We start from the raw sequence: 26,423 nt of genomic DNA on the forward strand, positions 1-26,423 counted from the left end.
CGCGCGTCCCCCTCCGGGGGAACGACGCACGACCCTACGGGTCGTAAAGACGATAAAGCCCTACGGGCTTTCAACCCCATTCCTTCGGAATGGGGTTGGGAATTCCTCCGGAATTCTCGCACCACACCCGGGTGTGGTGCGACTGTGTCCGGCGCCTGCGGGCCCCGTGGGTGACGGGGGGGGGTCAAGGGGCGGTAGGGCGCCTGCCCGCACGGCTCCGCAGTGCGGGCAGGCTCAGCCCCGGACGACACGCACCGCAGCATTCGACCCATCGTCACGGACAACTACGCATCAGCAAGAGGGGGTCGGTCGTCTCGACCGGAGTATGAGCCGCGTGCATCATTCTCGGACGTAGCTAAGAACTGGACTCAGCACACACCACCCTGCATCAGTAACAGTCCGGGGTAGAGACCGTTAATTTCGATAGCCCCCGCCGAACGGCACGGCCCCGCCACCACATACCGAGGATCACTGAAACTGCGCAGTACCCAACCAAATATGCGCAGGTTCACCGAGCCTCGACAGCTCCGGGCGCATACGCGCATTCTGCGAAAGCGACTACTAGTCAGAATCCGAAGAGGAGAATTTTCAGGTTGATCAGGAAAAGAATGGAACCCAGTATCGCAAAGGCGGCGGCAGGAACTCTCAGGATGAGGCCATTGTGATAGAAAGCCGAGAAAAGCCTGTTCCCTAGGAAATCTGCAGCAGTTTCGGCGCAGCCTCTCACGTTCAGCGCCAACATCGCCCCAAGGAGAGCGAATAGCGCTCCCCCGACGAGCTCCCCGTAGTTCACTGAGTGCGAAGTTCGAGCCGCAAGGACAACTTCATACATGATTGGCTCCCAAGGCTCTACCGGCGAGAATTCTGAGGAATCGTTTCCAAAACCCGTAGGGTTTCGGTGTCGTGACGACCCGTAGGGTCGTGCGCCGTTCCTCCGGAGGAGGCCGCGCGCACAATTGTTTTCAGGCTGGCGGGGAAATGCTGCAATTAGAAATGAGCAGCAACTCGAATTCTAATCATTCCCCCGCCAGCTGCGCCCACTCACCCGAGCGGAGCGCTTCCATTCTACGTACGGAACGGGAGTGGATTGATGGAGCTGATCGACGAAAATGATGTACGGCTGCGCCGGGTCGTCGGGGGACGCGCCCTGGTGAGTCGTGCGTGGATCATGGGGTACACCGGGGCGGGCCGTTCGACTGTCGCGCGGTGGTACGCGCTGCGCCACGAGCAGCCGCCGGAGCGCCGCCACCCGGACCGGGTGATCACCGTCGACCGGATCGACTACTACGACCAGCAGGCGGTAGAGCAGTTCTGGGCTGCTCACCAGGAGGGCGTAGGGACGGGCAGGCTGGGCGTCTCCGGGCGTAAGAGCGGTGCGGGGCAGGAGAGCCCGGGGAGGGCGTCCGGTGTCCCAGGAGCGCGCTCAGGCCGTCCAGGTCGCCCTCGGCGAGCTGCGCCGGGCCGGAGGCTACGAGCGGGGCCTGGCCGCGCGGCTGGCCCGGACGCACGGGGGCGGCGCCTGGATCTGAGAGCGGGCCGTCACCGACGCCCGGGCAAAGTACGCCGCCGAGCTCGGCGCGGACGACGAGGCTTCGCGGCCGGCGTCGCAGCCGGAGTAGGACCACCACCAGCACCGCCGCCTGGTCGCCGGCCCGGAGCAGCGCGACGGGCCGGGAGACGGGCCAGCGCAGCGCCGCCCGGTTCCCCGAGACCACGCCCGCCACCAGCCCACGCCCACCCACCCCCGGATGCTGGGCGCCCCCGTTCGGTGTCTGGTCGCTGCGCCGCCCATCGGGCCGCCGCAGCCCTCCCCCGTCTTGACCTCACTGAGTCCAATTGTGGAACCGCGCCCGCTTGGGACCGCACGCGCCGTCGGCGAGGTCCTTGTCGTAAGCCCGCTGCACGGCAGCGTCGGCCTCGGCCTTCGGCGCATTCATGGGGACGTAGGCCCCGGAGTAGACGACGCACGACGAGTCATAGACCGGCCACAGCGCCCACGACCCGAACGCGACAACGGCGGCCATCACTGTGAGCGCGGCTGTGACGCGGCGGCGCGGCGTAGAGAAAGAACGGGATATCACCAGCGGATGGTATGGAACGGAGCACAGGCGGCGGTCGACTGGGGGTCTTGTGCCAGCAGATGATGGCGCCTTCGACGACCACACACGGTGACACCACGACTTACCTCAGGCCGGATACGCAACGTGGGCCGATCAGTCCCGAGGCTGGCCCTTTTCACCAGGAGCGGTGATACCCCGAGCCTACGGCTGCCTGGCTGGCTGTCGGCCCGGAGCAGCGCGACGGGCCGGGAGAACGGGCCAGCGCAGCGCCGCCCGATTCCCCGAGACTACGCCCGCCACCAGCCCACACCCACCCACCCACCCCACACAGCGGGACAGGCCAGGAGAAAAGGGGAAGTCCGAGCACCCACCACGCAAAAACCGGGGCCTGACCTGCCGTTGAGCGAGGCGCGGCGCGCGGTGGCTGTCACAGATAGCGGCACAGGTCTTGTCGCACATCGTGTCGCACATGTCGTCACACATAGCGTCACAGCTGTTGTCACGCCGCGCCGAGGGCAAAACCGACAGCAGATGTTCGCGACTTCGGGAGTCACCTGAGCGAGTCCCGGATTCGAACGGCTTCCGCTTCGTGGCACCCGGGGAGCAATCGCCTGGGGCCTCGTTCGCCGGGCGCCATCGGAGGAAGAGGAGCCCTTCTTGGTGCCACCAAGTTGTCGTGGACGGCTCTTGCCCTAGCTGGATCAGGCTGTGGGGCGACGGCGGGCGCGGAGGAGATGGACTCCCTTCACGGCGTAGCCGGCGCCCACGAGGGCGAAGCCAGCGAGGCCAAGCCAGAACCAGGATTCTGAAGCCTCGAGACTCAGGTACGCGCCGCCCAAGAACAAGATGGTGCCGATCGAGTCCACCAGATCGAAACGTGCCTTGGCCCGCATGCCAGAGTCGAGTTCGCGTAGTCGGCGGATGACGGAGACGAGTCCGAGGACCTGCAAGAAGGCCAAGCCGAGAAAGATCCACTTGAACCAGTCGGGTATATCCACGGCGCGCACTGTATCGAAGCCAGCCCGGCGGGTGAGGAGCAGCAGGGAGTGCCGGCCTGGAGTCCGGCCCGGCCCGGAGCAGCGCGACGGGCCGGAGAAGAAGGCCAGCGCAGCGCCCTCGCTTTCCCGAGACCACGCCCAACACCAGCCACCACACCACCACCCCAGAGCCAGGCAGCCAGGTAGAAGAGGGGAAGTCTGAGTACTCACCGCCGGGAATCCGGGGTCTGACCTGGGGTTGTGCGGGCGTCGGGCTGAATCGTGCGCGCGGGATGTTGGGGGGATGTTGGGGGGAATGTCGCCGGGGATGTTGGGGGGATGGTGCGCGCCCGCGTCCGGGTGTCTGGTCGCCGCAGCCCTCAGGAGCCAGCGCAGCGCCGGCCGCGCATGCCCTCGCTGCGCAGCCGAGCGTGCCGGGCCATGTGGGCGGCCTCGAGGACCGCAGCCCGGCAGCCGCCGCGGTTGTCCGTGTGCCAGGGTGTCGGGGCCCGGAGCGGGAGGCTGGTGTCTGGCACCGGCGACGGAGCTCCCGCTCCGGTCATCTGGCGGTCTCCGCCCCTGCCGACCACCTGCGCGTCATGCGGCAGATTCGACAACAAACGTTTCCAGTGGTCGAGGGTGCCGCGGATTCTCGTGGTGAGTGGCCGTACCCGCTCCTGACCTGCGGTAGGGAGTTTCCGACCGGGAAACTCACCACGGTCTCGGATCCACTCACCACGGCGGGTCCACTCACCGCGAAAACTCCCCACGGCAGGTCAGCGGCCTACCGGCGTCAGTTGAGGACCTGGACCTCGCGCACGTCGGCGGTGAACCCTGTGGCGCGGGTTTCGGTGAACTGGCCGCCGTCGCCCAGGGCGGGGGCGGTCCAGGTGACGGTCCAGTGCGCGGTCGCGGTGCCCTTGAACCGGCCGCCCGGCTGCTCGGAAAAGGGCCGCTCGTAGAGGTGCCCGCCCCGGGACTTCGCGTACGGGGTGCCGGGGCCGTGGCAGGTGACGGTGGTGCCGTCGCCCACCGCACCCGGGTGACCTTGGCCGTGGCGGTGACGGTGACGCCGCCGGCCGTGGCCGTAGCGGTCGCCGGACCGAACGTCGACGACGTCCTGGTCGCCCACATCCACATCGGCATCCCGACCACGTACGTCCCCGCCGCCCGGGGGCTGGCGACCGTCGGGCCGTCCAGGCGCATCGAGGCTGCCGCCTGCCGCGCCACGGCCTCCGGGTCGATGACCGGCGCGGCGTCCGGGGCCTTCCCGTCCGCGATCCACACCGTCCGCGCGCCCTGCTGGCCCGGGCAGTTCACCCCGTAGACCGCGCCCCCTCCGATCTGGTGTGGCCTTTCCAGAACATGTTCTCGGAGGGGGGGCTGCGGATCGAGACGGGTGTACGTACACGACGGCGTCGACGCCCCGGAAGACCCGCCCGACGCTCCGGCAGGCGCGGCGTCCGTACCGTTGCCTCCCGCACAGGGCGCGCCGGCGCCGTCCGAGGCGCAGACCCGTGATGGTCAGCGCCGCGCCGTCGCAGATCCCGCCCGCCTGCCCGCCGTCCGCGTGCCCAGCCGGGACGAGGACGCCGGCCAGGACCACCGCAGCGGCCGCCGCCTGCTTCAGCACGACTGTGACCCGTCCGGGGTGAACGCGGTGATGATCCAGCCGTCCTCCCACTTCTGTGCCGTAGCCGTGGCGACGTACCGGAGCGGCTGAGCACTGGGCATGGGGAGCACCTCTTGCTTCTTGGTGCTGTAGGTCTGCCACTTCGAGATGTCCAGGCAGTCCTGGACGGTCGCGGTGGGTGTCTGCGCGTCCATGTCCACGGCGGTCACCGTGGTGTCGTCGTGCGCCAGGTCGCCGCGCACGACCGTGCCGGCCGTCTTCATCCGGTCCAGGTCGTTACGGAACTGGCCGAGCGCCTCCGCCGTGACGTACCGCTCCAGCCTGGTGCCCTCGGCACTGGCCTTGCGGTACGCCTTCATCTGCTCCACCCACATCGAGGAGTACGCGGTGAGCACCGCCGTCTTCTCCGCCGACGCCGGATCCGTCGACGCCGACACAGAGGGGGCCGAAGCGACCCTGGAGGGGAGCGTCTGCGGCCTCGCGTCATCGCTGCCACCACCACAACCGACCAGGGTCAGCGTGAGCGTCACAGCGGTACACAGCGCCATCACGCCGGGCAGGAGCCGTGTCTGTCGTCCCGTCATCAGGTCCCCCGGGGGCACGGCCGGGCATTACCGGGTGAGGGCGACGACGGCGACCAGGCCCACGACGACCGCGACGAGGACGCCGCCACCTCCGAACGCGACAGTGAGGGGCTTCTCCAGGCGGGGGTGGCGGTGGGTGACGTAGGCCAGGCCAGCCAGGACGAGCCCGGACACCAGGACCAGGAGCAGCCCGACGAGCAGAACGAGGACGAGGTTGAGCGTGGACATGGGGCTTCCTTCCATCGAGTACGCCGGTGGGGCGTGCGGGGTGGAGAGCGTGCTGCGCTCCACCCCTTCGGTGGGGAGGGGCGCGGTTGGACAGGACTGCGACGACATCTGTGCCCGACGGCGCCATGCAAGAGGCGCGGCAGGGCCCGAAAGCCCTGTTGCGGCCGGGGCGGCGGACACGTGACGGCCAGACGCCGAGGGTCTGGGCCGGCGCGCGGACGAACCCGCTCCGGCCCGGCCGTATGCCTCTCCACCTCGTGTTCCGACGGTGGCGGCCGGGGTACTCCAGGAATGGTTGGTAACAACTGCCACCCTGAAGTCCGAGAACGTTCCACGGGCTCATCGCCTGCGGTGCAGGAGCACGACCGTGCTCACGACCAGGCCGGCGAGCGTCGCGATGCCCACGGCCATCGACAGCGGCTCCTTGAGGACCGGGTACTCGTGGATGAGGAAGGCGCCGAACCCGCACGCCAGCAGCACGACCACCACCCCGATGACGGATACCGGCAGCACCCACGCCGCCCGCTCTGTCACGGCCGGGTCGGGCACAGTCGCGAGAGCGCCCTCGGGCTGGATCGGGTTCGAAACGGTGATCATGATGTCCCCCATCGGGATCATTGGTGCACTCCGGGTTGAGCGCGAGGCCACAGTCCTCGAACCGACCGCCGAATCGAACCCCCGCGAAAATCCGATCCGACCCCTTGCCAAACGAGACCTGACGGGGCGTAGAGACGGATTCGCGAGCGCTTGACGAACGGTGTCGCGGGGTGGTGGCAGCACCTTCGAGGACCGAGGGGTTAGGCCCGCAACCCTCGGGTCGAGGGAGCACAGATTTCCGACGCGGCGGGCCGTATTCAAGAAATCGGGCCGACGAGGTTCGCGACGCGGATTTCTTGAATGGAAGACGCGACGGTGCTAACGGGCTGCCCCCTCTCTCTCGAAGTCCTCGATGGAGTGGAACGCCCGGTACACCGACGCGAACACCTGCTCCCTGCCGATCCGCTGTGGCTTGGTTATGGGGCGGAGATCCGGATTTGTTTGGCTGAGTGACCGGCGTCACACCCTTTCCTCTCCCTGCTGAAGGAAGTGAGATACCCGCGAGCTCCCGAACCCGCCCCCGGCGTGGCCGGCCGCCGCGAGGATGTGCGGATGAGGATCTACGGGAGCGAGCTCGGCGAACCCGACACCGAGGTGACCGGGCACCGGTACGCGGCATTGATCGGTGGACCGCTGGATGGGCAGCGCCTCGGTATCACCGGGTGGTCCGTGCAGCAGCTGCTGGACGGTACGGCGCTCATCAACGAGCTCGGCACGTTCGGGCCGGGCGGGCGCGCGCCTGTACACGGGAAAGGTCGGTAAATGCAGAACGGCTGCACTGGGTCGGCGACACGCCCGCAAGCCCGGCTTCAGACGCTCTTGTACTCCGCCGCGAGGGCGGTTGCCGCTCGTTTCTTCGTCATCGAGTAGGTCATGGGCTCATGCGGGGAGGCACGTCCCGCCCGCCGCCCGTGTCATCGAGACAGGGAACAGCAGCAGCCTCTGCGCCCGAGTGTTCAGCAGGCCCCGGGAATCCGAACGCGGGGTCGCTTGCACGAACCCGATGTGTGAGCAGGAACTGGCGGGAGGCCTGACCGGGGGCGGTCACGGCTTCCGCCGGAGCAGGGCGGCGACGAGGCCGGGGAGCGCCCTGAGGACCGCGACAATGTCACCACGGTGGGCGCGGCAGATGGCGATGATGCAGACCGTTGTGGCGCAGAGCAGAGCGACGATGAGCGCAATCGGTACGACGGTGGCGAGCAGAGCGAGGTAGTCCATGGGCGTCTCCTGGGTTGTGGGCGTGCGGAGGTAAGGCGGTGGCGGTTCGGAAGAAAAAAGTCCCCTACCCGGTCCGCGGACCGGGAGAGAAAAAAGTCCTCCCGCCCCCGACAAGCCGGGGTGACAGAAGGCATTCAGACCAGGAAGGCCCAGTCGTTGTCCAAAAGTTGCGATCTCATGAGTCCGCAGCGCGACTGGCCGCCGCAGAAGCGCGAGCCAAACTCATGGAGCACGGAGTGCGGCGCTGATCGGCGAACCGCTGGCCGGACGGTTGATCGACGCCCCTGCTTGTGCGTCCAGCAATTGCTGAAGGTGAGGGTTCCTCATCGCAGCTGGGCGTACACGGATCGGGCCGGGTCCTTACCAGTGGCAACCCTGGGTCCCGGGCATGCCGCAGCGGACCAGCAACACCCCCTGACTATCGGACGGCTGAGACGCCAACGATGACAGACCACAGGGCGTCATACAAACGGATCACTGCAGGTCAACGCACTAGTCAGTGCGTTAGGTTGGCGTCCGGGGAGGCACCCCAGCCCATGAAACGGGCAGGTCATACCCCGGTCCGGGATCGGCCGACGAGAGCTCCTTCCCCGCCTACACGTCGGCGGTGATGACAGCCTCGGACGGGTAGTTATCGGCGGGCGGCTACGAGCACCGCGACGAGCAGAGCCCCCATGCCGACGAGGAAGACCGCTGTGCTCAGGCCGGCGGTCAATGGGCCCATGGCACCGGGGCGGACCCATACGAGAACGGCGGCCCCGGCGCACAGCGCGACACCCACCAATGCGGCAAGGACGGACAGGGCGGCCACCACCCACGGGGCCGTGACCGGGGCTGGCGTGCCGGCGGGCGGCGGGTTCTGCGGAACGGAGGTCATGCGTTTCCCCCTGGAATGGACGTCGGGCGGAGCAACTGATGCTCGGGTTGGATGGGCAGACAGCAGCGCCCCGCACCCCGGAAACGGACTGGGGAGGCAGAGCGGGGGCGGGCCAGCGCGATGGGCGGGGAGCGGGTAAGCCGGTAGAGCCCTGCCGGAGAGCGGGGCTATGCGAGGGCTGATCCGTCAGTGACCTGTGGGCACGTCCGGCCAGATGGCTGATCGGTGGTTTCAGTCACCGGCGGCGACCACCTCACGATGACAGATCACAGGGCCTCCTGTACAAGGGCCTAGGCCACTTGACCTGGGGTTATATGGCCTAGGCCATATCGTGATTCGGAGTATGGAGGCCTCGATGTCGCAGGCTGGGGAGTACCCCCTGTCACACAGAGGTGAGGGGTCCCAGCGCCACCCTCCGGCTACTACGTGACGTACATCACAGCTTTAAGGATGCCTACCGCCTTCGTCATGGGGTGCCGGGAAGATGCCGGCCACGACGACCCTCACGCCTACGCCGTGCCCGGACACGACTACGTGGAACTGGTCGGCGGGCCGCTGGATGGTCAGCTCCTGGACGTCACCGGCCTCACCCCCGGGAACGCACCGACGGCGCCATGCTGATCACCAACCAGGGACAGTTCGGTCCTGGCGGCCGCGCCGACTACGAACCGCGGGCCGACGACACCGACCGAAGGGACTGGAATGGCGACGTCCCTTGATCCACCCGCCAGAGCGGCCGGCGCACCATCTCACTCGGGACATTCGGAGGCAGTACATGCAGGAGCAGCGTTCGCAGCGACCGGCTCTGCAGCAGTGGGAGGCCGTGGTGAACATGCTGATGGAGGTCCAGGCCACCCTGGTCGCCTCGGTCGACTCCGGCGTGGTGGAGGATCACGACCACCACGTTCTAGGGCTGCCGTCAGGGCTTACGGGAGCGACGCCGGGCGGTGCCCGGATCGAGGCTGCCCTTCACGCGGTGGTGGCCGTTCGGCATCTCGTGCAGCAGGCAGTACACGGACCCGAGCTCCCCGGCACGCCGGTCCTGGAGCGCGCGCAGCAGTACCTCGCTATCTCGGGCGGTATGTCGCCACCACGAAGGAGACGGAACTGCACCAGCGCATCGGCCGTCACTGACAGGCCAGCGGCTCGAAGGGCAGGTCAGGAGCGGGCGACTGCTCCGGAGACGAACCACTGCACGAGCGTGGCCGCGAGGTGCACGCCTGCGCGGGCGGCCTCCAGGGTCTCGTCAACGGTGCCGCTCTGGGCGCCATGACGTGAGGTCTGGCCTTCCCACAGCGCGCGCATCATCGCCTCCGCAGGAGCAATCGGGTTGTCGCCCGGAGGGGAGATCACGGTGGTGAACTTGTGCCGGGCATTCTTGATCTCGCCCAGCATGGAACCAAGTGTGGCCTTGGTGTTGTTGGGCTGGACGACGCTGTGCGCTGCGGACTCCACCGCCTTAATAGCTTCGCTGTACGCACGCGTCGGGTCCGGGCTGCGCCCGTAGGCGGCCTGCCACGCGGCGGCGAGATGATCCGCGGCCGATCCAGCGGCTGGTGCGACCGCCGCATCCGCGATGGTCCGGCGAACCGCGTCCCGCACGCCCGGAGTGACACGTTCCTCGAGCCCGTCCGAGGTCTCAGCGACGCGGTAGGCAGACCCCGCTTCGTCCAGCAGACCGCTGAGCCTGCGGATCGATTCCGGGTCGCGCACTTCGCGCCCGACCTTGTAGGCGAGCACCGCATCGACTACGTCCAGCAGATCCGTGCCCTCGGCATGGGTCAGAGTCCAGTAATAGGGCGCCGAGACCTGGAGGCCCTTCGGTGGCGACATGCGCAGCCGTATGCAGATGGTGCGCTCCACTTCCTCCTCGTCCATGAAGTTGGCCAGCTCCTCAGTGCCCAGCGCGTAGGTCACCCACTCCTGCAGCGGCTTCGTCAGGTGCTCGGGCATGTCCTCGAAGGGGCCGTCATGTTCGGGAGCCGTAGCAAGACCGGCACGAACGGAGAAGCGCGGGCGGGGCGTGGTCGTCATGCCGGAACGGTAGCCGGACGAGGTCTCAGGTCGCATATCCCTTTTGGGCGCTCCGACGCGATCACTGGCCGCCCAATGCCCATTGGGCGTGCGGGGCGTGGGCCTCCAGAATCATCGCCGCCCCGTCTCCTCACCGCTCTCTTGTCGTTGGCGGTGAGCTTGTCCAGTGATCCGATGCCGATCACACCAGGCCGCTCTGCTTCACCATCCGCGCTGCGCTCCGCAGTTGAGAAGATGAGTCGGCCTCGATCATCCCGCGTTAACCGGACCACCTCCGTCGAACTCTGCAATGTTCTTTATTCGCTGCGTGAGTTCGGCGATCTGATTATAGATCGAGCGGCGTTCCGCCATTAGCGCAGCAACTTTGCGTTCGGCATGCAGTACGGCGTCCTTTTCGCGCCCACCAATGTGTGCACCAATCTCGTTCGGAGGTAGATCAGTGAGTTCGCGACACAAATACATTGCTATTTGCCGTGCCGTCACAAGGACCCGACTTCGACTCGCCCCGCACAACTCCGACGTGGTCAAGCCGAAATATTCGGCGGTTTGCCCAAGAATTAAACGCAAGGATTCCACCCCGCGCAAGGGCCGCTGATCCGGGACCAACGCCTCTAGAACCTTTTTAGCGAGGTCCACGCTCACCGGCTCTCGGTTCAAAATGGCGAGCGCGTTCACCCTGGTGAGTGCGCCCTCCAACTCTCGCACGTTGCGCTGAACCTTGAGCGCAATGAGATCAATCACTTCCGGAGGGACTCTCAGATGGTCCCGCGCCACCCTCGCATGCAAAATTTCAGTGCGGGTCAGCAGTTCGGGCGGCTCGACCAGGACAGTGAGTCCTCCCTCAAAGCGGTTGCGAAGCTGGTCTGCTATAGATGACATCCCCTTAGGCGGCCTGTCAGAAGAAAGCACGATCCGTTTATTCGCATTGTATAACGCATTGAACGTATGGAAGAATTCCTCTTGCGTAACATCCTTGCTACTGAAGTACTGCACGTCGTCGACGAGAAGTACGTCCGTGCTCCGATAGCGCTGCCGAAACTCGCCTATCCTGCCACTCCTCGCCGCATGCACGAACCCGTTTGTGAACTCCTCGGCCGATACATACTCAACACGTGCACCTTGACGAAGGCTGGTTACATGATGACCAATCGCATGCAGGAGGTGCGTTTTTCCGACGGCTGACGGGCCATAGATGTAGAGAAGCTGGTACTCTGCAGCATCATTTGCGACGGCAACGGCAGCAGAGTGAGCGAAACGGTTACACTCTCCGACGACAAAATGTGTGAAGAGATGACTCTGGTTTAGTGGCTTTGGGGCAGCGTAAGACGCCGTTCGGGGATCGTGTGCGGGATGCCGCGTCGTCGCAGGTAGCGGCGGTTTCTGCGGGACGTGTAGGCCTTGTCCGCTAGGACACGGTCGGGCCGGGTGCGAGGCCGGCCGACTCCGGTTCGGGGCACCGATACCTGCTCCAGGACCCGCTCGAGCTGAGGTCCGTCACCGTAGTGTCCGGGTGTCAGGACGAACGCGAGGGGCCGGCGCGAGGTCGAGGAGCCGGTCAGCACGCAGCTGCATCGGTCATCGGAACCATCCCAGCATGCCCGCTGATCATGCTGGGCCACTGGGAAACTCCAAGATCCCCGACAGAGTCAAGCTCAAGCCGCTGGACCTCGATTGTCTCGTGAAGACAGCTGTGGAGCCTGTGGAAGGAAATTGACCCCAGCGATCTCTCCGAGCACCAGAAGGACATGCTCAACCGCGCTCGCGGGGCCGTGCTCGCCGAGCATGCTGGCCAGCAGCCTCCTCCCCGAAGTGGTGAGCCTCATCAGCCCGCGCTCGGCGAGCCAGGCCTGGTTGCTGCGCCGCTGGGACCGCCGCGAAGACGTGGCGACACTCCACAGTGATGAGAACTCCGCGCTGGCCGATCTCGCCACGTACGTGCGTCAGGTCTGGAACAACATCGTTGGTCAGGAAGGGGTCTCCGAGCATCCGCCCACCAACGACTTCGGGGTCGTGCGGCTCTACCACAGGCCCGAGCACGACAACCAGCCGGACGAGGGATACAGCATCCACGCCGAGGAGATCACCCGTCGTGGTTGGACCCGCACGGTGCCGCTCAACTACTGCTTCCCCGATCGGGGGGAATGCGAGCAGGCGAATAGGGATGCCCCCTTTCATCCGCAGACCGAGGACGACGACCTTCCGTGTATTGAGGTCAATGGCGTTTTGGTGTGTGAAGTCGAGGCGGCAACTACTGCGACCTCGATGGCAGTTGCCGCCTCGTGGATGTTCGCACCGGGGAACGCGGACCGGTTCAGCGTGGGACGGGCGCGGGCTTTGCGGGTGTCGGGTGAAGAGTCGCACGACGGCTGAACTCGGGCCACAAGAGCCACATTTCAGCAGATGGGAGCTTGTCGGGCAGGGTCTCGGCAAACGTGAACACGCCATGTACGCTTCCTGCGAGCACGTCAGGGGTGGGGTGCGGCAAGGGGAGTGCTCGTTGTTCGTCCAATGCAAAGGGACCGGTTCGGACGTCACTGCCGTCAGTGATCTGACAGGCCACGTCACGTATCCGCCGTCTGGCCGCCGGGCCGTCGCTCGCCGCCGTTTGACGTTCTCGGTACCTGCCTTCGACTGACGCTCGTCCGCGAGCGGGGATCTGCATTGGTCGCCCCTGTAATTCGAATGTGTGTGCTGATTGTTCTCTTGTTCTGCCCACGGTGTGGGCGTCCTCACGAAATGGTGCAGCCCATGTCCTCGCTCATACGGAGACCCTCATGACACCGATTGGACGGCGCGCAGCGCGCCTGGCGGGAGCCGGAGTCGTGCTGGCGCTCGCGCTGACGGCCGTTCCGGGCCTGCCGCTCACCACTGGTTCGGCGAGCGCCGCGCCGTCGGAAGCCGCCACCGCCCTGTCCCCTTCCGAACAGGCGCTGGCCCGGGCCGAGGCGAGCGGCGAACGCGTGGAGGTGATCGAGGAACGCACCGAGCGGGACACTGTGTTCGCCAACCCCGACGGCGGCACGTTCACCCTGGAGAAGTCGATCGTCCCGGTCCGGGTCGCCACCACCGACGGCGGCTGGACTAAGCCCGACGCCACGCTGGAAAAGCGCGCCGACGGCTCGGTCGCCCCGCGGGCCGCCGCCGTGGACATGACTTTCTCCGGCGGTGGCCCCGGCGCAGGCCTGGTGACCATCGGTGAGGAGGGACGGTCGGTCTCCCTGGGCTGGCCCGGCACGCTGCCCGAGCCGCGCCTGGACGGCAACCGCGCCGTCTACGAGAACGTCCGGCCCGACGTCAACCTCATCCTGACGGCCACCTCCGAGGGCTTCCGCCAGGTCCTTGAGGTCGAGACGCTGGAGGCCGCCGCCGCGCCCGGACTGCGCACCATCAGCTACGGCCTGGAGATCGACGGCCTCTCCGTGCGGGCTGGCGCCGCCGGCACCATGGAAGCCGTCGACGGCAACGGCCAGGTCGTCTTCCGCTCGCCGAGCGCCCAGATGTGGAACTCCGCGGGCGACAGCGCGCAGACCTCCTCCTCTGCCGCCTCGCCCTCCGCCTCCGCCGACGACGGCCCGTCGGCGCAGACCGCCGGCACGCGCCCGCTCGGCGCCACCGCCACCGACGACGCCGAGCCCGCCCCGGTCACGGTGACCGGCCCTGACCAGGCGGACCCGATCGACGGCCCCGGTCCTGGCGACGAAACGGCCCTGATGGGTGTCGTCCTCGACGACGATGCCCTCCACGTCACCCCCGACGACGCGCTCCTGACCGACACCGCCGCGAACGAACTCCCCCTCTACATCGACCCTTCGGTCGAGCTGAACGAGTCCGAGCGCACGGTGCTTTCCTCCGATGGCGACGTCTTCTACAACTTCTCCGGCGGCACCAACGGCATGAGCGTCGGCAAGTGCGGCTCCGCCGTGATCGGCGGCGTCTCGTACTACTGCGGCAACGGCTACGTGAACCGCATGTACTTCGAGTTCGCCCCTGACAAGCTCAAGGGCAAGCAGGTCCTCACCGCCGAGTTCCGGGTCACCGAGACCTGGTCGTTCTCCTGCGCCGCGCGCTGGGTCGACCTGGAGCGCACCAACAATATCTCCTCGTCCAGCAAGTGGCCGGGTCCGACCAAGCTGGACCAGATGGGCGACCGCCATGTCTCCGCCGGCCGCGGCGACGCCTGCTCCCCCTCGCAGCCCAAGGCACCGATCCGGTTCGCCGACAACGCGGAGGAGACGGACGAGAACCTCACGCCGACCGTCCGGTCCTTCGCCAACGGTTCGTTCCCGCGGCTGACGCTGATGCTCATGGCCAAGGACGAGTCGGACGCCGTCTCCTGGAAGCGCTTCGATGACGACGCCGTCCTCACGGTCGACTACGTCAGCAAGCCGGCCACCCCCACCGAGTACGGCATCAAGGCCGGTGCCAGCCGGGTGTGCAGCAAGACCGAGTCGTCGCCGAGCACCATCACCGACCCAAGGCCCGACCTGCTGGCCACCCCGGAGACGGCCGCCGGCGGTGAGTCCGGGGCTCGTCTGCGCATCTACTTCGACGTCGACGTCAAGAGCGGCACGACCTGGGCCGACGCGCCCGAACCGAGCGCCACCTCGTACAAGCCGACCAGCGGTTTCGCCGCGTACAGCAGCACGCTGAAGAGCTTCCCGGCGCAGACGAAGGACTGGGACACGGCCCTGGAGGACGGCAAGCTCTACCGCTACCAGTCCTTCACCAAGTCCTACTACAACAGCGACCAGAGCACCCTGACGAGTGCGGCCAGCCCTTTCTGCTACTTCCGGGTGGACAGCAAGGCACCGCAGAAGCCGAGCATCACGTCCTGGACCACGTACAGCGAGTGCGTGTCCGGTGGCAGCTGCGTCGCCGGCGGCGGGCCCGGCAAGGCCGGCACCGCCGTGTTCGGTCCTGCCCCCGGCGAGACCAGCACCAACAACGGCTACCGCTTCCGGCTCTCCACCGACGCCGCCTGGTCCGACTGGAAGACCGGCTCCACCTACAAGGCGACCTTCACCCCGCCGTCCTCCGGCACCTACCTGTTGCACGTCCAGGCGAAGTCCACCGCCTACCCGCTCGGCGGCGACGAGCAGATCGTCCGGTTCCTGGTCAGCGAGGGCCCCAAGCCCGTCGCCCACTGGAACTTCGACGAGTCCGGCGGTGCCGCCGTCGACACCTCTACCACCGACAGCACCCTGCGCGACAACCTGACCCTGTCCGGTGCCGTGCGCACGCCGAACGGACGCCGAGGCGAGATCGTCAAGGAGCCCGCCACCGACACCACCCCCGCGGTCATGGGCCAGGACCAGGCGCTGAAGACGTCCGACACGGGCTACGCCGCGACCACCGAGCCGGTTTTCCAGACGGCCGCCGCGTACACGGTGGCCACCTGGGTCCGCCTCGGCGCCACTGGCCGCAACCTCACCGTCGCCGGCCAGGACGGCACCTACTACAGCCCCTTCTTCCTCAGCTACTGCGAGGACGTGAAGACCTGGTGCGTGCGCCTGGCCGACGCGGACGCCGCCAGCACCTCGCTCAGCAACCAGCGCGTCAACGCCAAGGACCTCGCCCAGGTCGGCGCCTGGACGCACCTCGCCGTCACCGTCGACCACGACAGGAACCTCCTGTCGCTGTACGTCAACGGACAGCTCCAGGGCACCGACACGATCACCTCGAACTGGCCTGCGGGCGGCGCGTTCCAGATCGGCCGGGTCAAGTACAAGGGCACCTACACCGACGCCTTCACCGGTGAGATCGACGAGGTCACCCTCTGGCAGGCGGCCAAGTCCGCCGAGGAGATCGCCGACGAGGCCCGGCTTCTCGACGGCGCGGACGGCACCGGCCTGCCGCATCTGGAACTGGTGGCTGACCTGAAGGCCGACGGCGCCTCCGGCACCACCCTCCAGGACACCACGAGCAACTACGGCCCCACGCTCACCCTCCACGGCGGCGCCAGTCTCGACGGCGAGTCCGTCGTCCTGGACGGTACCGGCGGAGCCGAGTTCGGCGCGCCGCTCGTCGACGCCACCGGCTCCTTCACGGTGGCCGTGGAGACGGTGGTCGACGGGGCCGCGCTCAAGGACAAGCCGGACAGCTACCGCGCCCAGATCCTCGGCCAGCGCACGGCGACCGGCTCCTCCTGGGGCCTGTGGTTCGAGAAGACCGGCGTCGACACCACCGGCCACGAGGTCCTGGACGAAAACGGCGACCCCGTCCTCGACGAGACGACCGGCGAGCCGCTCTCCGAGACGTGGGCGCTGGGCCGCTGGCACTTCGGCCGGCTCAGCGCGGACGGATCCGACGTGTCGGTGCGCAGCGACGAGGTCGCCGTGCTCGGCACCGAGGTCGAACTGACCGGCGCCTACGACGCCCACACCCGGCAGAGCTCGCTCTTCCTCATCGACCGCCAGGGAGAGCCCACCGCCTTCACCGCTACCGCGAGCAGCGGTGGCGCGGCGGTCGGCAAGGGCTGGCTGAACAGCGCGTGGGGCAATCACGTCCCGGGCCGCGTCCACCACATCCGCCTGTGGGCGGGCGCCGTGCAGAGCGCCCACCACAAGTCGGCCGTGGTCGGCGACTGATCGCGGCCGTCGGGGCCGGCCTGTCTCATCCCTGAAAAAGGGGGCGCGGGACGCACAGCCCGCGCCCCCTTCCTCTTCTCACGCCCTTTTCCTCTCAAGCTCCTCTCTTCTCCACCTGCCATACCCCTCTCTCCACCTCCCACCAGAAAGCAGACCGTGTTCAGACCACGTTCCCCGAGGGGAGGGAACCGCACCGGCCGACGGCCGGTCGTCGGTGCTCTCCTCCTCACACTGCTCGCCGCGCCGGTGGTGCCCACCGGTGTGGCCGCCTCGGCAGACCGCCCCGGCGCCCCAGACTCCGCCGACACCCGCGTCAGCAAGGTCCACCCCGTCACCGGACTCGGCGCAAAGAAGGCCCGCACGAGGGTCGCCCGGGACGAGAAGGCCAACCAGCGCCTGATCACCCAGGCGCGCGACGAGCGCATCGCCTCCTGGCCGGCCGCCGGGGCCACGCGCGACTCCTTGGCTCAGCGGTCAGCCGACGCCGTCGTGGACGTCACCGCCGATCCGAAGGCCGGCGCGAAGCGGGCCTCCGGCGCGGCCACCGTACGCGTCCTGGATCGGCGGGCCACCGAGCGGGCCGGGATCACCGGCCTGCTGTTCACCGTCGGAACCGAGCGCCGCGGCACCGCCCGGCTGACGGTCGACTACAGCTCCTTCGGCTCCGCCGTCGGCGGCAACTGGGCGACCCGGCTAGGCCTGGTGAAGCTGCCCGCGTGCGTGCTCACCACCCCGGAGAAGGCCGCCTGCCGCACCACAACACCCGTTGCGTCCGACAACGACGCGAGCGCGCAGACCGTGACGGCACGCATCGCCGTCGCCGCGAGCTCCACGCCGACGGTGATGGCCCTCGCGGCCGAGTCCGGCACCACCTCGCCGGCCGGCGCGGGCGACCTCGCCGCCACGCCGCTGTCCGCCTCCTCCGCCTGGCAGGCAGGCGAGTCGTCCGGCTCCTTCACATGGTCCTACCCGGTGACCCTGCCGCCGGCCCCGGCCGGCCCGGTACCGCCGCTGACGCTGGCGTACGACTCCGGTTCCATCGACGGCCGCACCGCCAACACCAACAACCAGGCCTCCCAGATCGGTGAAGGCTTCTCGCTCACCGAGTCCTACATCGAGCGCAAGTACGGCTCGTGCGAGGACGACGGGCAGAACGGCAAGCACGACCTGTGCTGGAAGTACGAGAACGCCTCGCTCGTGCTCAACGGCGTCGCCAACGAACTGGTCAAGGACGACACCTCCGGCAAGTGGCGGCTGAAGAACGACGACGCCTCTCAGGTCTTCCACGAGGTCGGCGCGGACAACGGCGACGACGGCGACGACATCGTCAGCGGCAAAGGCGACGGCAAGGGCGAGTACTGGAAGGTCGTCACCGGCGACGGCACGACCTACACCTTCGGCCTGAACAAGCTGCCCGGCGCCGGCACCGAGCGAACCGACTCCACCTGGACCGCCCCCGTCTTCGGCGACGACAGCGGCGAGCCCGGATACTCCTCCGGCACCGGCTACTCCGGCCGCGCCAAGACCCAGGCCTGGCGCTGGAACCTCGACCTCGTGCAGGACGTCCACGGCAACGCGGCGACGTACTGGTACACCAAGGACAGCAACCACTACGCCAAGAACGGCGACAAGACGGCCCTCGCCTCCTACGTCCGCGGCGGCTACCCGACCGAGATCCGCTACGGACAGCGTGCCGACGCCCTGTTCACCGGTGTGACCTCCGCGAAGGTCACCTTCGGCCACAAGGAGCGCTGCACGGCCTCCTCGTGCGAGTCGCTCACCAAGGACACCGCCGTCAACTGGCCGGACGTACCCTTCGACTCACTCTGCTCGGCGTCTGAGACGGACTGCCTGTCCAGCGGCCCAGCCTTCTTCACCCGCAAGCGCCTCACCGAGATCCGCACCCACTGGTGGTCCACGGCCGCCGAGCCGGACGCCTTCAAGCCGGTCGACTCCTTCGCCCTGACCCAGGCCTTCTTCGATGGCCAGGACATCGGCAACAGCTCCGACCAGGTCCTCACCCTCACTGCGCTCAAGCGCACCGGCCTCAACGGCACGGACGAGTCCCTGCCGGAGGTCGGCTTCACCTACCAGCAGCGACCCAACCGCGTCGACGGCGGCACCCAGCCCGGCGGCGGCGACATCCTTCCGCTGACCCGGCCCCGCATCTCCACCATCACCTCGGAGACCGGCGCCGTCACGACCGTGGACCTGGCCCACCCCGAGTGCGTGCGCGGTACCAGCATGCCGGCCTCGGCGGACAAGAACACCATGTCCTGCTACCCGGTGTACTGGGCGATCAACGGCGGCGACCCGGCACTGGACTGGTTCCACAAGTACCGGGTCACTGCGGTCTCCACCAGCGACACCGCCGCCAAGAACCCGGCCGTCGAGTACAGCTACACGTACGACACCCCGGCCTGGCACTACAACAACGACCCCTTCACCAAGGAAAAGGAGCGCACCTGGTCCGAGTGGCGCGGCTACCAGAAGGTCACCGCGTACACCGGTGAGGTCGGCACCGTCCGCTCCAAGACGGTCAAGCTGTTCATGCAGGGCATGAACGGCGACAAGCTGGCGGACGGCACCACCCGCGCCGGGAGCGTCGACCCGGTCACAATGCCGGGCGTCACCCTCTCCCAGGCCACCGACTCCGACCAGTACGCGGGGCAGCTGCGCCAGGAGATCACCTACGACGGCGCCACGCCGATCGCGTTCACCGTCAACAACTTCTGGTCCAAGCAGACCGCTAGCCAGCAGAAGTCGTACGCCCACACCAAGGCGCACTTCGTGCGCACGGCCCGCAGCTACGAACGGACCTGGCTGACGGCAGGGCAGAAGTGGCGGACCACGGCCACCTCCAGCACGTACGACGACACGTACGGCATGGTCACCCACAGCGAGAACCACGGCGACTGGTCGGCGACCGGCGACGAGAGCTGCACGCGCACCTGGTATGCGCGCAACGACGCCAAGGGCCTGACCTCGCTGATCTCCCGGACCCGCACGGTGGCCAAGCAGTGCGCGGACACCGACGACAAGCTGTCCCTGCCCACCGACTCCCAGACCCGCGGCGACGTCCTGTCCGACGCCGCCGTCGTCTTCGACGATCCCGCGGCGACCGGCTGGCAGGCCGACCAGACGCCGACGCTCGGCCTGCCCACCTGGACCGGCCAGCCCAAGGGCTACCCGGCCGCAAGCGGTACCGCCGACCGCAACCCCGGCACCACGTCCTGGCAGACGGTCACCGCCACCACCTTCGATACCGCAACAGCGAAGCTCGGCCGTCCGCTGAAGGTGGTCGACGCCGCCGGAACCGCGACCAGCACCGCCTACTACCCGGCCACCGGCGGACCGGTGACCGGCGTCATCGTCACCTACCCGAAGCTGGCGTCCAACGGCCAGACCCACAAGTCGTACACCTACTTCGACCCGGCGCGAGGCACGGTCACCTACACCCTCGACGCCAACCTCAAGCGCACCGAGTACACCCGTGACGCGCTGGGCCGGCTCACCGCGACCTGGCTGTCCAACCGGTCGAAGGCCGCGGGCGACACACCGGACGCGAAGTACGACTACGGCATCAGCCAGACCAAGCCGTCCTGGAACTCGGTCGCCCAACTCCAGGCAGACGGCACCAGTTACCGCACCTCGTACGCCCTGTACGACTCGCTGCTGCGCCCGATCCAGACCCAGGTCCCGGCTGCGGCCGGCGGCGGGCGGGTGCTCAGCGACACCCGGTACGACTCCCGCAGTCTCGCCGTCACCACGCAGAACGACGCCTACGACAACGCCACCGCGCCCAACAGCACCTACACGGGCGTGGAGTACGCGCAGTCACCCAAGCAGAACGACACCCTCTACGATGGCGCCGCGCGCGCGGTGAAGACGACGCTGTCGTCGTGGGGCGTCAAGAAGTGGGACACCACGACCACGTACACCGGTGACTCGGTGGCGACCAGCGCCCTCGAAGGCGGCACAGCCTCCCGCGTGATCACCGACGTGCTCGGCCGCACCAAGGAAACCCGCACCTACGCGGGCCCGAACCCGAACGACACCGAGTACGGCGCCGCCCAGGGCACCTCCTACACCAAGGTCGGCTACACCTACACCCTGGACGGCAAGCAGAAGACCGTCACCGGCCCCGACGGGTCCGAGTGGTCGTACACCTACGACCTCGGTGGACGCCAGGTCACCGCGACCGACCCCGACAAGGGCACGACGACCACCAAATACACCGTCCTCGACCAGGTCGACCACACCAAGGACGCCAAGAACCAGTACCTCTACTACGGCTACGACGAACTGGGCCGCAAGACCGGGCTCTGGCACACCAGCCGCACCGACGCCAACAAGCTCGCCTCCTGGACGTACGACACCCTGCTCAAGGGCTACGTCGACCAGTCCGTGCGCTACGAAAGCGGCGTCGGCCAAGTCAACAGCAAGGCGTACATCAAGTCCGTCGACGCCTACGACAGCCTGAACCGACCGACCAGCACCACGCTGACCCTGCCGGCGAACGACCCGCTGGTCACCTCGGGCGCCGTCCCGCAGGCCACGCTCACCTTCGGCACGGCCTACCGGCTCGACGGCACCGTCAACAACACCAAGGAGCCCGCGGCCGGCGGACTGGCCGCCGAAACGGTCGAGACCCTCTACAACAACGCGGGCCTGCCCGTCCAGCAGTCCGGCATCAGCGGCTACCTGCTCGGCGTCGACTACTCGGCGCTCGGACAGGTCCACGAGTACCAGCTCGGCACGTCCACCACCGCCAAGCGCGTGTTCATCTCGCGCACCTACGAAGCGGGCACCGGCCGGCTGCTGACGTCCGCCACCGACGACCAGACCCGCGGCCCCATCCAGGACCTGGAGTACCGCTACGACCAGACCGGTAACGTCACCGCCATCCTCGACCGGGCCGACACCGGCGCCGGCCCCGACCTCCAGTGCTTCGCCTACGACGGCCAGAAGCGCCTGAGCGAGGTCTGGACGCCGAAGACGGCCGACTGCTCCACGGCCGGCCGCACCGTGGCCAACCTCGGCGGCGCGGCCCCCTACTGGACCAGCTACACCTACACCGTGTCCGGCCAGCGGGCCACCGAGACCCGCAACACAGCGGTCCCGACCCCGGTCACCACCACTTACTGCTACGACCCCGCCCGCAAGCACGCCCTGAAGTCGACCACGACCGCGGCCACGTGCGACCCGGCGGCGAACGCCCAATACACCTACGACGCGGCCGGCAACACCGAGACCCGCGTGGAGTCAGCGGGCTCCATCACCAAACAGTCCCTGCTCTGGAACCCCGAGGGCCGCCTCAGCAAGCTCACCGAAGGCACCGCGGCCACCAACTACCTCTACGACGCCGACGGAACCCTCCTCATCCGCCGCAGCACCGCGACGGACGACGAGACCGTGCTGTACCTCGGAGCCACCGAGGTCCACCTGAAGAGCGGCAAGAATTGGGCCAACCGCTACTACACGGTCGGCGGCGCCAACATCGCGATGCGCAGCAACGCGTCGGGCACCGAGAAGGTCCACTACCTCTCCGGCGACCACCACGGCACCAGCGCCCTCTCGATCACCAGCGACAGCACACAGACGCTCAGCAAGCGATACACCACGCCCTTCGGAACCACCCGCGGCAGCGTCGTGGGCACCTGGCCGAACGACAAGGGCTTCCTCGGCAAGAGCACCGACAGCTCCACCGGCCTCACCCAAGTCGGCGCCCGCGAGTACGACACCTCCACGGGCCAGTTCCTCAGCATCGACCCGCTGCTCATGCCGGATCAGCACCAGTCGCTCAACGGCTACGGCTACGCGAACAACAACCCGACGACCGTCGCCGACCCGTCCGGACTCGGCGTGCCCGAGTGCCACACCGGCGAGATCTCCTGCACCGGTGGCCGCCCGGACACCGCGGCCGAGATCAAGGCCAAGGGCAAGAAGCCGAACAAGTCGGGGACCAGCACCGCGGGCACCTCGTATGTCAACAAGGACGGCCGCTCCGGCAGCGCCCCGCCGGGCGCGGCGCGCTACTCGCGCTACATGGAGCAGATCCTCTTCACCAACCATGAGATCGCGGCGATGCTCCGCAAGGAGAGGGTGAACCAGATCCTCGACGGGAAGTACGACCTCTCCAACCCCTTCGACGAGATGGTCGAGGAGATGAACGAGGACATGTGCCGCCGTGGCGCGCGGGACGGCTGCGGCGCGTTCAACCTCGGTGACGATCTGCGGGACGCGCTGACGGGCGGAATGGATCGCGACGAAGCTGAAGAGATCATGGAGCGGATCGACGAGTCCTGGAAGCGCAAGAACACCAAGAAGGGCGCCAGCCAATTTGGATTCGACAAGCCGGGCGAGTTTCAGATCGCCCTGACGTTGGCGATCATGGGCCATGAGGTGATGTCCCGGAATGACGACCAGGTGCCACCGCACGCGGGTGACGCCTGGGTCGACGACAAGCGGACCGACTTCAAGTCGCTGAATAGCGATAAGATGACGCGGGTGCGGGACGCGCTGCGCAGTTCGGAGAGGCAGCAGAAGGTCGATCTGGTCGTCATCGACACACGCCAGAGCGGTACGAGCGAGAAGGACGCCAGGGAAGGGTTCAGGCAGTTCAACAAGCCTGGACGAGTGATGCAGCGGGTCATCATCTTCGGCCGCGACTATATCGTGGACGAAAACGTGGGCTGACCTCAGGCTTGGTATCAAACAGCGGGAGGCGGGCGCCCGGCGTGAAACTGGCCGGGCGTCCGCCTCTCTCCTCTGCGACACAAGGAAGAACGCGTGGGAAAATTCGAGGAACACGGAACCGGTTACAAGGCCGATATCGACATCCGGGTCGGCCCGGCGCATTCCGCTTGGAACTGCCGGGCGTTCGCAGCGACACTGCGCGCTGATGTGGAGCGCGCCCTGGGCATATCCTTCTCGGTGACCGACGACGGACGGGATCCCACAGGGGGCTACCGCTTCTGGTTCGAGAACGACGACATGAGTGTGCATGTGATTGTGGACGATCCCGAAGAGGGGTGGCCCCTGGACAAGGTCCCCGCGGCCGCCTTGCCGATCTCCCGGTCCGAGCAGGTGGCGACCTGGGAACTCGCCGAAAAGCTGTACGACGGACTGAACGCCCTGGACACGTACCTGCTGATCGCGTTGGATCAGTTCGGCACGCCCATCGCCGCCAACTTCGACATCGGCGACGACTGGTGAGGCGCCTTGCGCGCGCAGCCGGATGGACGGCTGCCGTCGCCGGGCTGGTGCTTGTCGCCGGCTGCGGAGACGCCGTTGAACACCCCGCCCGATCCGCCGCCGTGCCCTCGACGCAGGCGCCATTCGGGCAGGACACCGTACGCCAGGAGATGGACACTGCCGTCGTGGCGGCCGGTCTCCCCGAGGGAGAGACCGAAGCGGGCTTCCCGAAGCCCCGCCACTCGGCCGGAGCGGCGGCCACGGAGAAGGACCAGAAGGTGGCAGCCCTCGCGGCCCGGCTGTCACCCTGTGTGGTCACCTGGTCGTCCGACGACGCCACGGGCGCCTCCGAGGCCACCGCTGCGAGGGCCCGTCGGCAGTTCGCCGCCATGCTGGCCAACCTGGGCGCCCACGGCTGGAAGGAGACGACGCCCACCGAGGACGTGCCGACGGAGAACGGCAGTGTCTACGTCATAGCCACGTACAAGAAGCGGGGCTGGATCCTGAACGCCCGGCACAGCAGCATGCACCCTTGGGTCGAATCCACCGCCATGGCGACGAAGGAGTCCTGTTTCGACAGCCTCACCGACAAAGAGACGGGCATCCTGGAGGACGTGGACTGACTCACGTTGGTGCGCGTGCCGTTCAAGGCCGCTGCCGCCGCCACCCGCGGCAGCACTGTCGGCACCCGGACCCGGCCCGCGTGCACAATAGGCAGCCGAATCCGCACAGGGGACGCGGGGGTCAGAGACAAGCGGGCTGACTTCAGACGGCGACGGTGCCAAGGGCTGCGCGTCTATGACTGGCGGCGGTCCCAGCTCCGGTGATCGGGGCGGCCGGTCGCCGTGCAACTGGACCAGCTATCCAGGGACACCTTGTGACGGGAGGGGCAGCACCCACAGAGGGACTGCTGCACGGATAGGTGACACCTGACCTGGCTTGCTGAGAGGCGGCCTGGAAGGATGTCGCAGTGCCCAAGCCGTATCCCAAGGAATTCCGCGAGGACGTCGTGCGGGTCGCACGCAACCGCGAGCCCGGCGTCACGCTGGAACAGATCGCCGCCGACTTCGGCGTCCACCCGATCACGTTGTCGAAGTGGCTGCGCCGCGCCGACACCGAAGAGAGCGGCTCCGTGCCGGCGACAGCGTCGGGTGAGTCGGCCGAGCTGCGCGAGGCCCGCAAGCGCATCCGGCTCCTGGAGCAGGAGAACGAGGTCCTGCGCAGGGCCGCGGCGTATCTGTCGCAGGCGAACCTGCCGTCAAAATGATGTACCCGCTCGTCCGCGAGCTGGCCGCCGCCGCTGCCCCTGACCGGGTGCCGGTGGCGGTGACGTGCCGGGTGCTCAATCTGGCCCGCCAGCCCTACTACCGGTGGCTGGCTTCACCGGTCACCGACACCGAGAGGGCCGAGGCATACCGGGCCGATGCCCTGTTCGACGCGCATCGCGACGACCCGGAGTTCGGACACCGTTTCCTGGCCGACGAGGCCCGGGCGGCCGGTGAGGCCATGGCCGAGCGGACCGCCTGGCGGATCTGCCGCGACAACCGCTGGTGGAGCGCGTTCGGCAAACGCCGAGGCCGAGGCAAGAACACCAAGGCCGGCCCGCCGGTCCATGACGACCGGGTCCGGCGGGACTTCACTGCTGCCGGGCCGAACCGGCTGTGGCTGACGGACATCACCGAGCACGCCACCGGCGAGGGCAATCTCTACCTGTGCGCGGTCAAGGATGTGTACTCCGGCCGCATCGTGGGCTACTCCATCGACGCCCGGATGAAGTCCAGCCTCGCCGTGAGGGCTCTTGAATCCGCGGTGGCCCGTCGGGGCCAGGTCGCTGGATGCATCGTTCATTCCGATCGCGGGTCGCAATTTCGCTCACGGAAATTCGTCGCCGTTCTCGCACGTCACAACATGTTCGGATCGATGGGGAGAGTCGGTGCAGCCGGCGACAACGCGACCATGGAGAGCTTCTTCGCGCTGCTGCAGAAGAACGTCCTCGACCGCCGTTCCTGGGCCACCCGCCAGAAACTACGGCTCGCGATCGTGACCTGGATCGAGCGCACCTACCACCGCCGCCGACGCCAGAAACGTTTGGCCCGATTGACCCCCGTCGAGTACGAAGCCATCATGACCCCACCCGCAGCCCTGGCTGCATAACCCCACTGTCACCTACGCGTGCAGCAGTCCCCACCGTCCGCCGAGCGCAGTCATCCCTGATTCACCCAGCACCCGAAACCGTGCTCCCTCTCCTCAAGACAAGCAAGGAGCAATTGACCAAACCACCCCTTGCGGTGAACGTGCAGTCCCACTCGTGCACGCCCCGGACCAAAGGAAAGATCGCATGCCCTTCACCCAGCCCTGGAGGGCCCAACCGCCCCCCGCCCCACCTGACGGGCGGCGGCGGGTGGCAAAGCGCCCCGTCCGGGCGGAACGA

The 26,423-nt window shown here is 67.7% G+C and carries 19 protein-coding genes and 3 pseudogenes; 10 read left to right on the forward strand and 12 right to left on the reverse strand.

The genetic code is table 11. The features are described 5' to 3' along the window. Window positions 1-565 precede the first annotated feature (565 nt). Window positions 566-832: a hypothetical protein gene (locus ABT001_RS31855; RefSeq protein ID WP_351284763.1), complete on the reverse strand. Its 267-nt coding sequence runs from the start codon at window positions 830-832 to the stop codon at window positions 566-568. A gap of 574 nt (window positions 833-1,406) precedes the next feature. On the opposite strand from ABT001_RS31855, the gene ABT001_RS31860 reads away from it, so the two are divergent. Continuing rightward, window positions 1,407-1,529, forward strand: a complete 123-nt coding sequence (locus tag ABT001_RS31860; protein WP_351284765.1) for a hypothetical protein — start codon at window positions 1,407-1,409, stop codon at window positions 1,527-1,529. Between the two features lie 294 nt (window positions 1,530-1,823). On the opposite strand, the gene ABT001_RS31865 is transcribed toward ABT001_RS31860, so the two are convergent. The 3 genes from ABT001_RS31865 to ABT001_RS31875 form a co-directional block, all read right to left on the reverse strand. Then, entirely contained in the window at window positions 1,824-2,081 is a 258-nt protein-coding gene (locus tag ABT001_RS31865; RefSeq protein ID WP_351284767.1) for a hypothetical protein, read from the reverse strand. A gap of 680 nt (window positions 2,082-2,761) precedes the next feature. Next, complete coding sequence (locus tag ABT001_RS31870; RefSeq protein ID WP_351284768.1) at window positions 2,762-3,058, reverse strand: hypothetical protein; 297 nt, start codon at window positions 3,056-3,058, stop codon at window positions 2,762-2,764. A gap of 772 nt (window positions 3,059-3,830) precedes the next feature. Next, the gene (locus ABT001_RS31875) at window positions 3,831-4,070 is read right to left on the reverse strand and encodes a hypothetical protein (RefSeq protein ID WP_351284770.1); all 240 of its coding nucleotides are present in this window, start codon (window positions 4,068-4,070) and stop codon (window positions 3,831-3,833) included. A 9-nt stretch (window positions 4,071-4,079) separates the two neighbouring features. On the opposite strand from ABT001_RS31875, the gene ABT001_RS31880 reads away from it, so the two are divergent. Beyond that, entirely contained in the window at window positions 4,080-4,364 is a 285-nt protein-coding gene (locus ABT001_RS31880; RefSeq protein ID WP_351284771.1) for a hypothetical protein, read from the forward strand. Between the two features lie 299 nt (window positions 4,365-4,663). Here the strand turns inward: ABT001_RS31880 and ABT001_RS31885 are convergent, their stop codons facing one another. From ABT001_RS31885 to ABT001_RS31895, 3 genes are all read right to left on the reverse strand, one after another. Then, the gene (locus ABT001_RS31885) at window positions 4,664-5,254 is read right to left on the reverse strand and encodes a hypothetical protein (protein WP_351284773.1); all 591 of its coding nucleotides are present in this window, start codon (window positions 5,252-5,254) and stop codon (window positions 4,664-4,666) included. Between the two features lie 27 nt (window positions 5,255-5,281). Continuing rightward, entirely contained in the window at window positions 5,282-5,482 is a 201-nt protein-coding gene (locus ABT001_RS31890; protein ID WP_351284775.1) for a hypothetical protein, read from the reverse strand. Between the two features lie 339 nt (window positions 5,483-5,821). Further along, window positions 5,822-6,079 carry a hypothetical protein gene (locus ABT001_RS31895; protein WP_351284776.1) on the reverse strand — a complete coding sequence of 86 codons (258 nt, stop codon included), beginning with the start codon at window positions 6,077-6,079 and terminating at the stop codon, window positions 5,822-5,824. 552 nt (window positions 6,080-6,631) lie between these two features. On the opposite strand from ABT001_RS31895, the gene ABT001_RS31900 reads away from it, so the two are divergent. Continuing rightward, a complete protein-coding gene (locus tag ABT001_RS31900; RefSeq protein ID WP_351284778.1) occupies window positions 6,632-6,841 on the forward strand; it encodes a hypothetical protein in 210 nt (69 codons plus the stop codon). A 282-nt stretch (window positions 6,842-7,123) separates the two neighbouring features. On the opposite strand, the gene ABT001_RS31905 is transcribed toward ABT001_RS31900, so the two are convergent. Both ABT001_RS31905 and ABT001_RS31910 read right to left on the reverse strand, forming a co-directional pair. Then, window positions 7,124-7,297 carry a hypothetical protein gene (locus ABT001_RS31905; RefSeq protein ID WP_351284779.1) on the reverse strand — a complete coding sequence of 58 codons (174 nt, stop codon included), beginning with the start codon at window positions 7,295-7,297 and terminating at the stop codon, window positions 7,124-7,126. Between the two features lie 631 nt (window positions 7,298-7,928). Further along, complete coding sequence (locus ABT001_RS31910; RefSeq protein WP_351284781.1) at window positions 7,929-8,174, reverse strand: hypothetical protein; 246 nt, start codon at window positions 8,172-8,174, stop codon at window positions 7,929-7,931. 450 nt (window positions 8,175-8,624) lie between these two features. On the opposite strand from ABT001_RS31910, the pseudogene ABT001_RS31915 reads away from it, so the two are divergent. Beyond that, window positions 8,625-8,893, forward strand: a pseudogene (locus tag ABT001_RS31915) (hypothetical protein). Between the two features lie 439 nt (window positions 8,894-9,332). Here ABT001_RS31915 and ABT001_RS31920 read toward each other — a convergent pair. From ABT001_RS31920 to ABT001_RS31930, 3 genes and pseudogenes are all read right to left on the reverse strand, one after another. Next, complete coding sequence (locus ABT001_RS31920; protein ID WP_351284782.1) at window positions 9,333-10,208, reverse strand: hypothetical protein; 876 nt, start codon at window positions 10,206-10,208, stop codon at window positions 9,333-9,335. Between the two features lie 249 nt (window positions 10,209-10,457). Next, window positions 10,458-11,504: pseudogene (gene dnaA / locus ABT001_RS31925) on the reverse strand (chromosomal replication initiator protein DnaA); the annotation flags it as partial. A gap of 38 nt (window positions 11,505-11,542) precedes the next feature. Next, window positions 11,543-11,827: pseudogene (locus ABT001_RS31930) on the reverse strand (transposase); the annotation flags it as partial. A gap of 163 nt (window positions 11,828-11,990) precedes the next feature. Between ABT001_RS31930 and ABT001_RS31935 the strand changes: the two are divergent. The 6 genes from ABT001_RS31935 (at window position 11,991) to ABT001_RS31960 (ending at window position 26,146) form a co-directional block, all read left to right on the forward strand. Further along, window positions 11,991-12,578, forward strand: a complete 588-nt coding sequence (locus ABT001_RS31935) for a hypothetical protein (protein ID WP_351284784.1) — start codon at window positions 11,991-11,993, stop codon at window positions 12,576-12,578. 404 nt (window positions 12,579-12,982) lie between these two features. Further along, window positions 12,983-16,795 carry a LamG-like jellyroll fold domain-containing protein gene (locus tag ABT001_RS31940; RefSeq protein WP_351284786.1) on the forward strand — a complete coding sequence of 1,271 codons (3,813 nt, stop codon included), beginning with the start codon at window positions 12,983-12,985 and terminating at the stop codon, window positions 16,793-16,795. Between the two features lie 156 nt (window positions 16,796-16,951). Next, window positions 16,952-23,494: an RHS repeat-associated core domain-containing protein gene (locus tag ABT001_RS31945; RefSeq protein WP_351284788.1), complete on the forward strand. Its 6,543-nt coding sequence runs from the start codon at window positions 16,952-16,954 to the stop codon at window positions 23,492-23,494. 93 nt (window positions 23,495-23,587) lie between these two features. Then, complete coding sequence (locus ABT001_RS31950; RefSeq protein ID WP_351284789.1) at window positions 23,588-24,013, forward strand: hypothetical protein; 426 nt, start codon at window positions 23,588-23,590, stop codon at window positions 24,011-24,013. Window positions 24,014-24,162: 149 nt separating this feature from the next. Continuing rightward, window positions 24,163-24,615 (forward strand): hypothetical protein, encoded by a 453-nt coding sequence (locus ABT001_RS31955; protein ID WP_351284790.1) that lies wholly within the window; start codon window positions 24,163-24,165, stop codon window positions 24,613-24,615. 347 nt (window positions 24,616-24,962) lie between these two features. After that, a protein-coding gene (locus tag ABT001_RS31960) for an IS3 family transposase (RefSeq protein ID WP_351284792.1) occupies window positions 24,963-26,146 on the forward strand; the annotation gives its coding sequence in 2 pieces (ribosomal slippage) (window positions 24,963-25,250 and window positions 25,253-26,146; 1,182 coding nt in all). The last annotated feature ends 277 nt before the right edge of the window (window positions 26,147-26,423 follow it).

It is taken from the genome of Streptomyces sp. NPDC002793 (assembly GCF_040295485.1).
Taxonomy (GTDB): Bacteria; Actinomycetota; Actinomycetes; order Streptomycetales; family Streptomycetaceae; genus Streptomyces.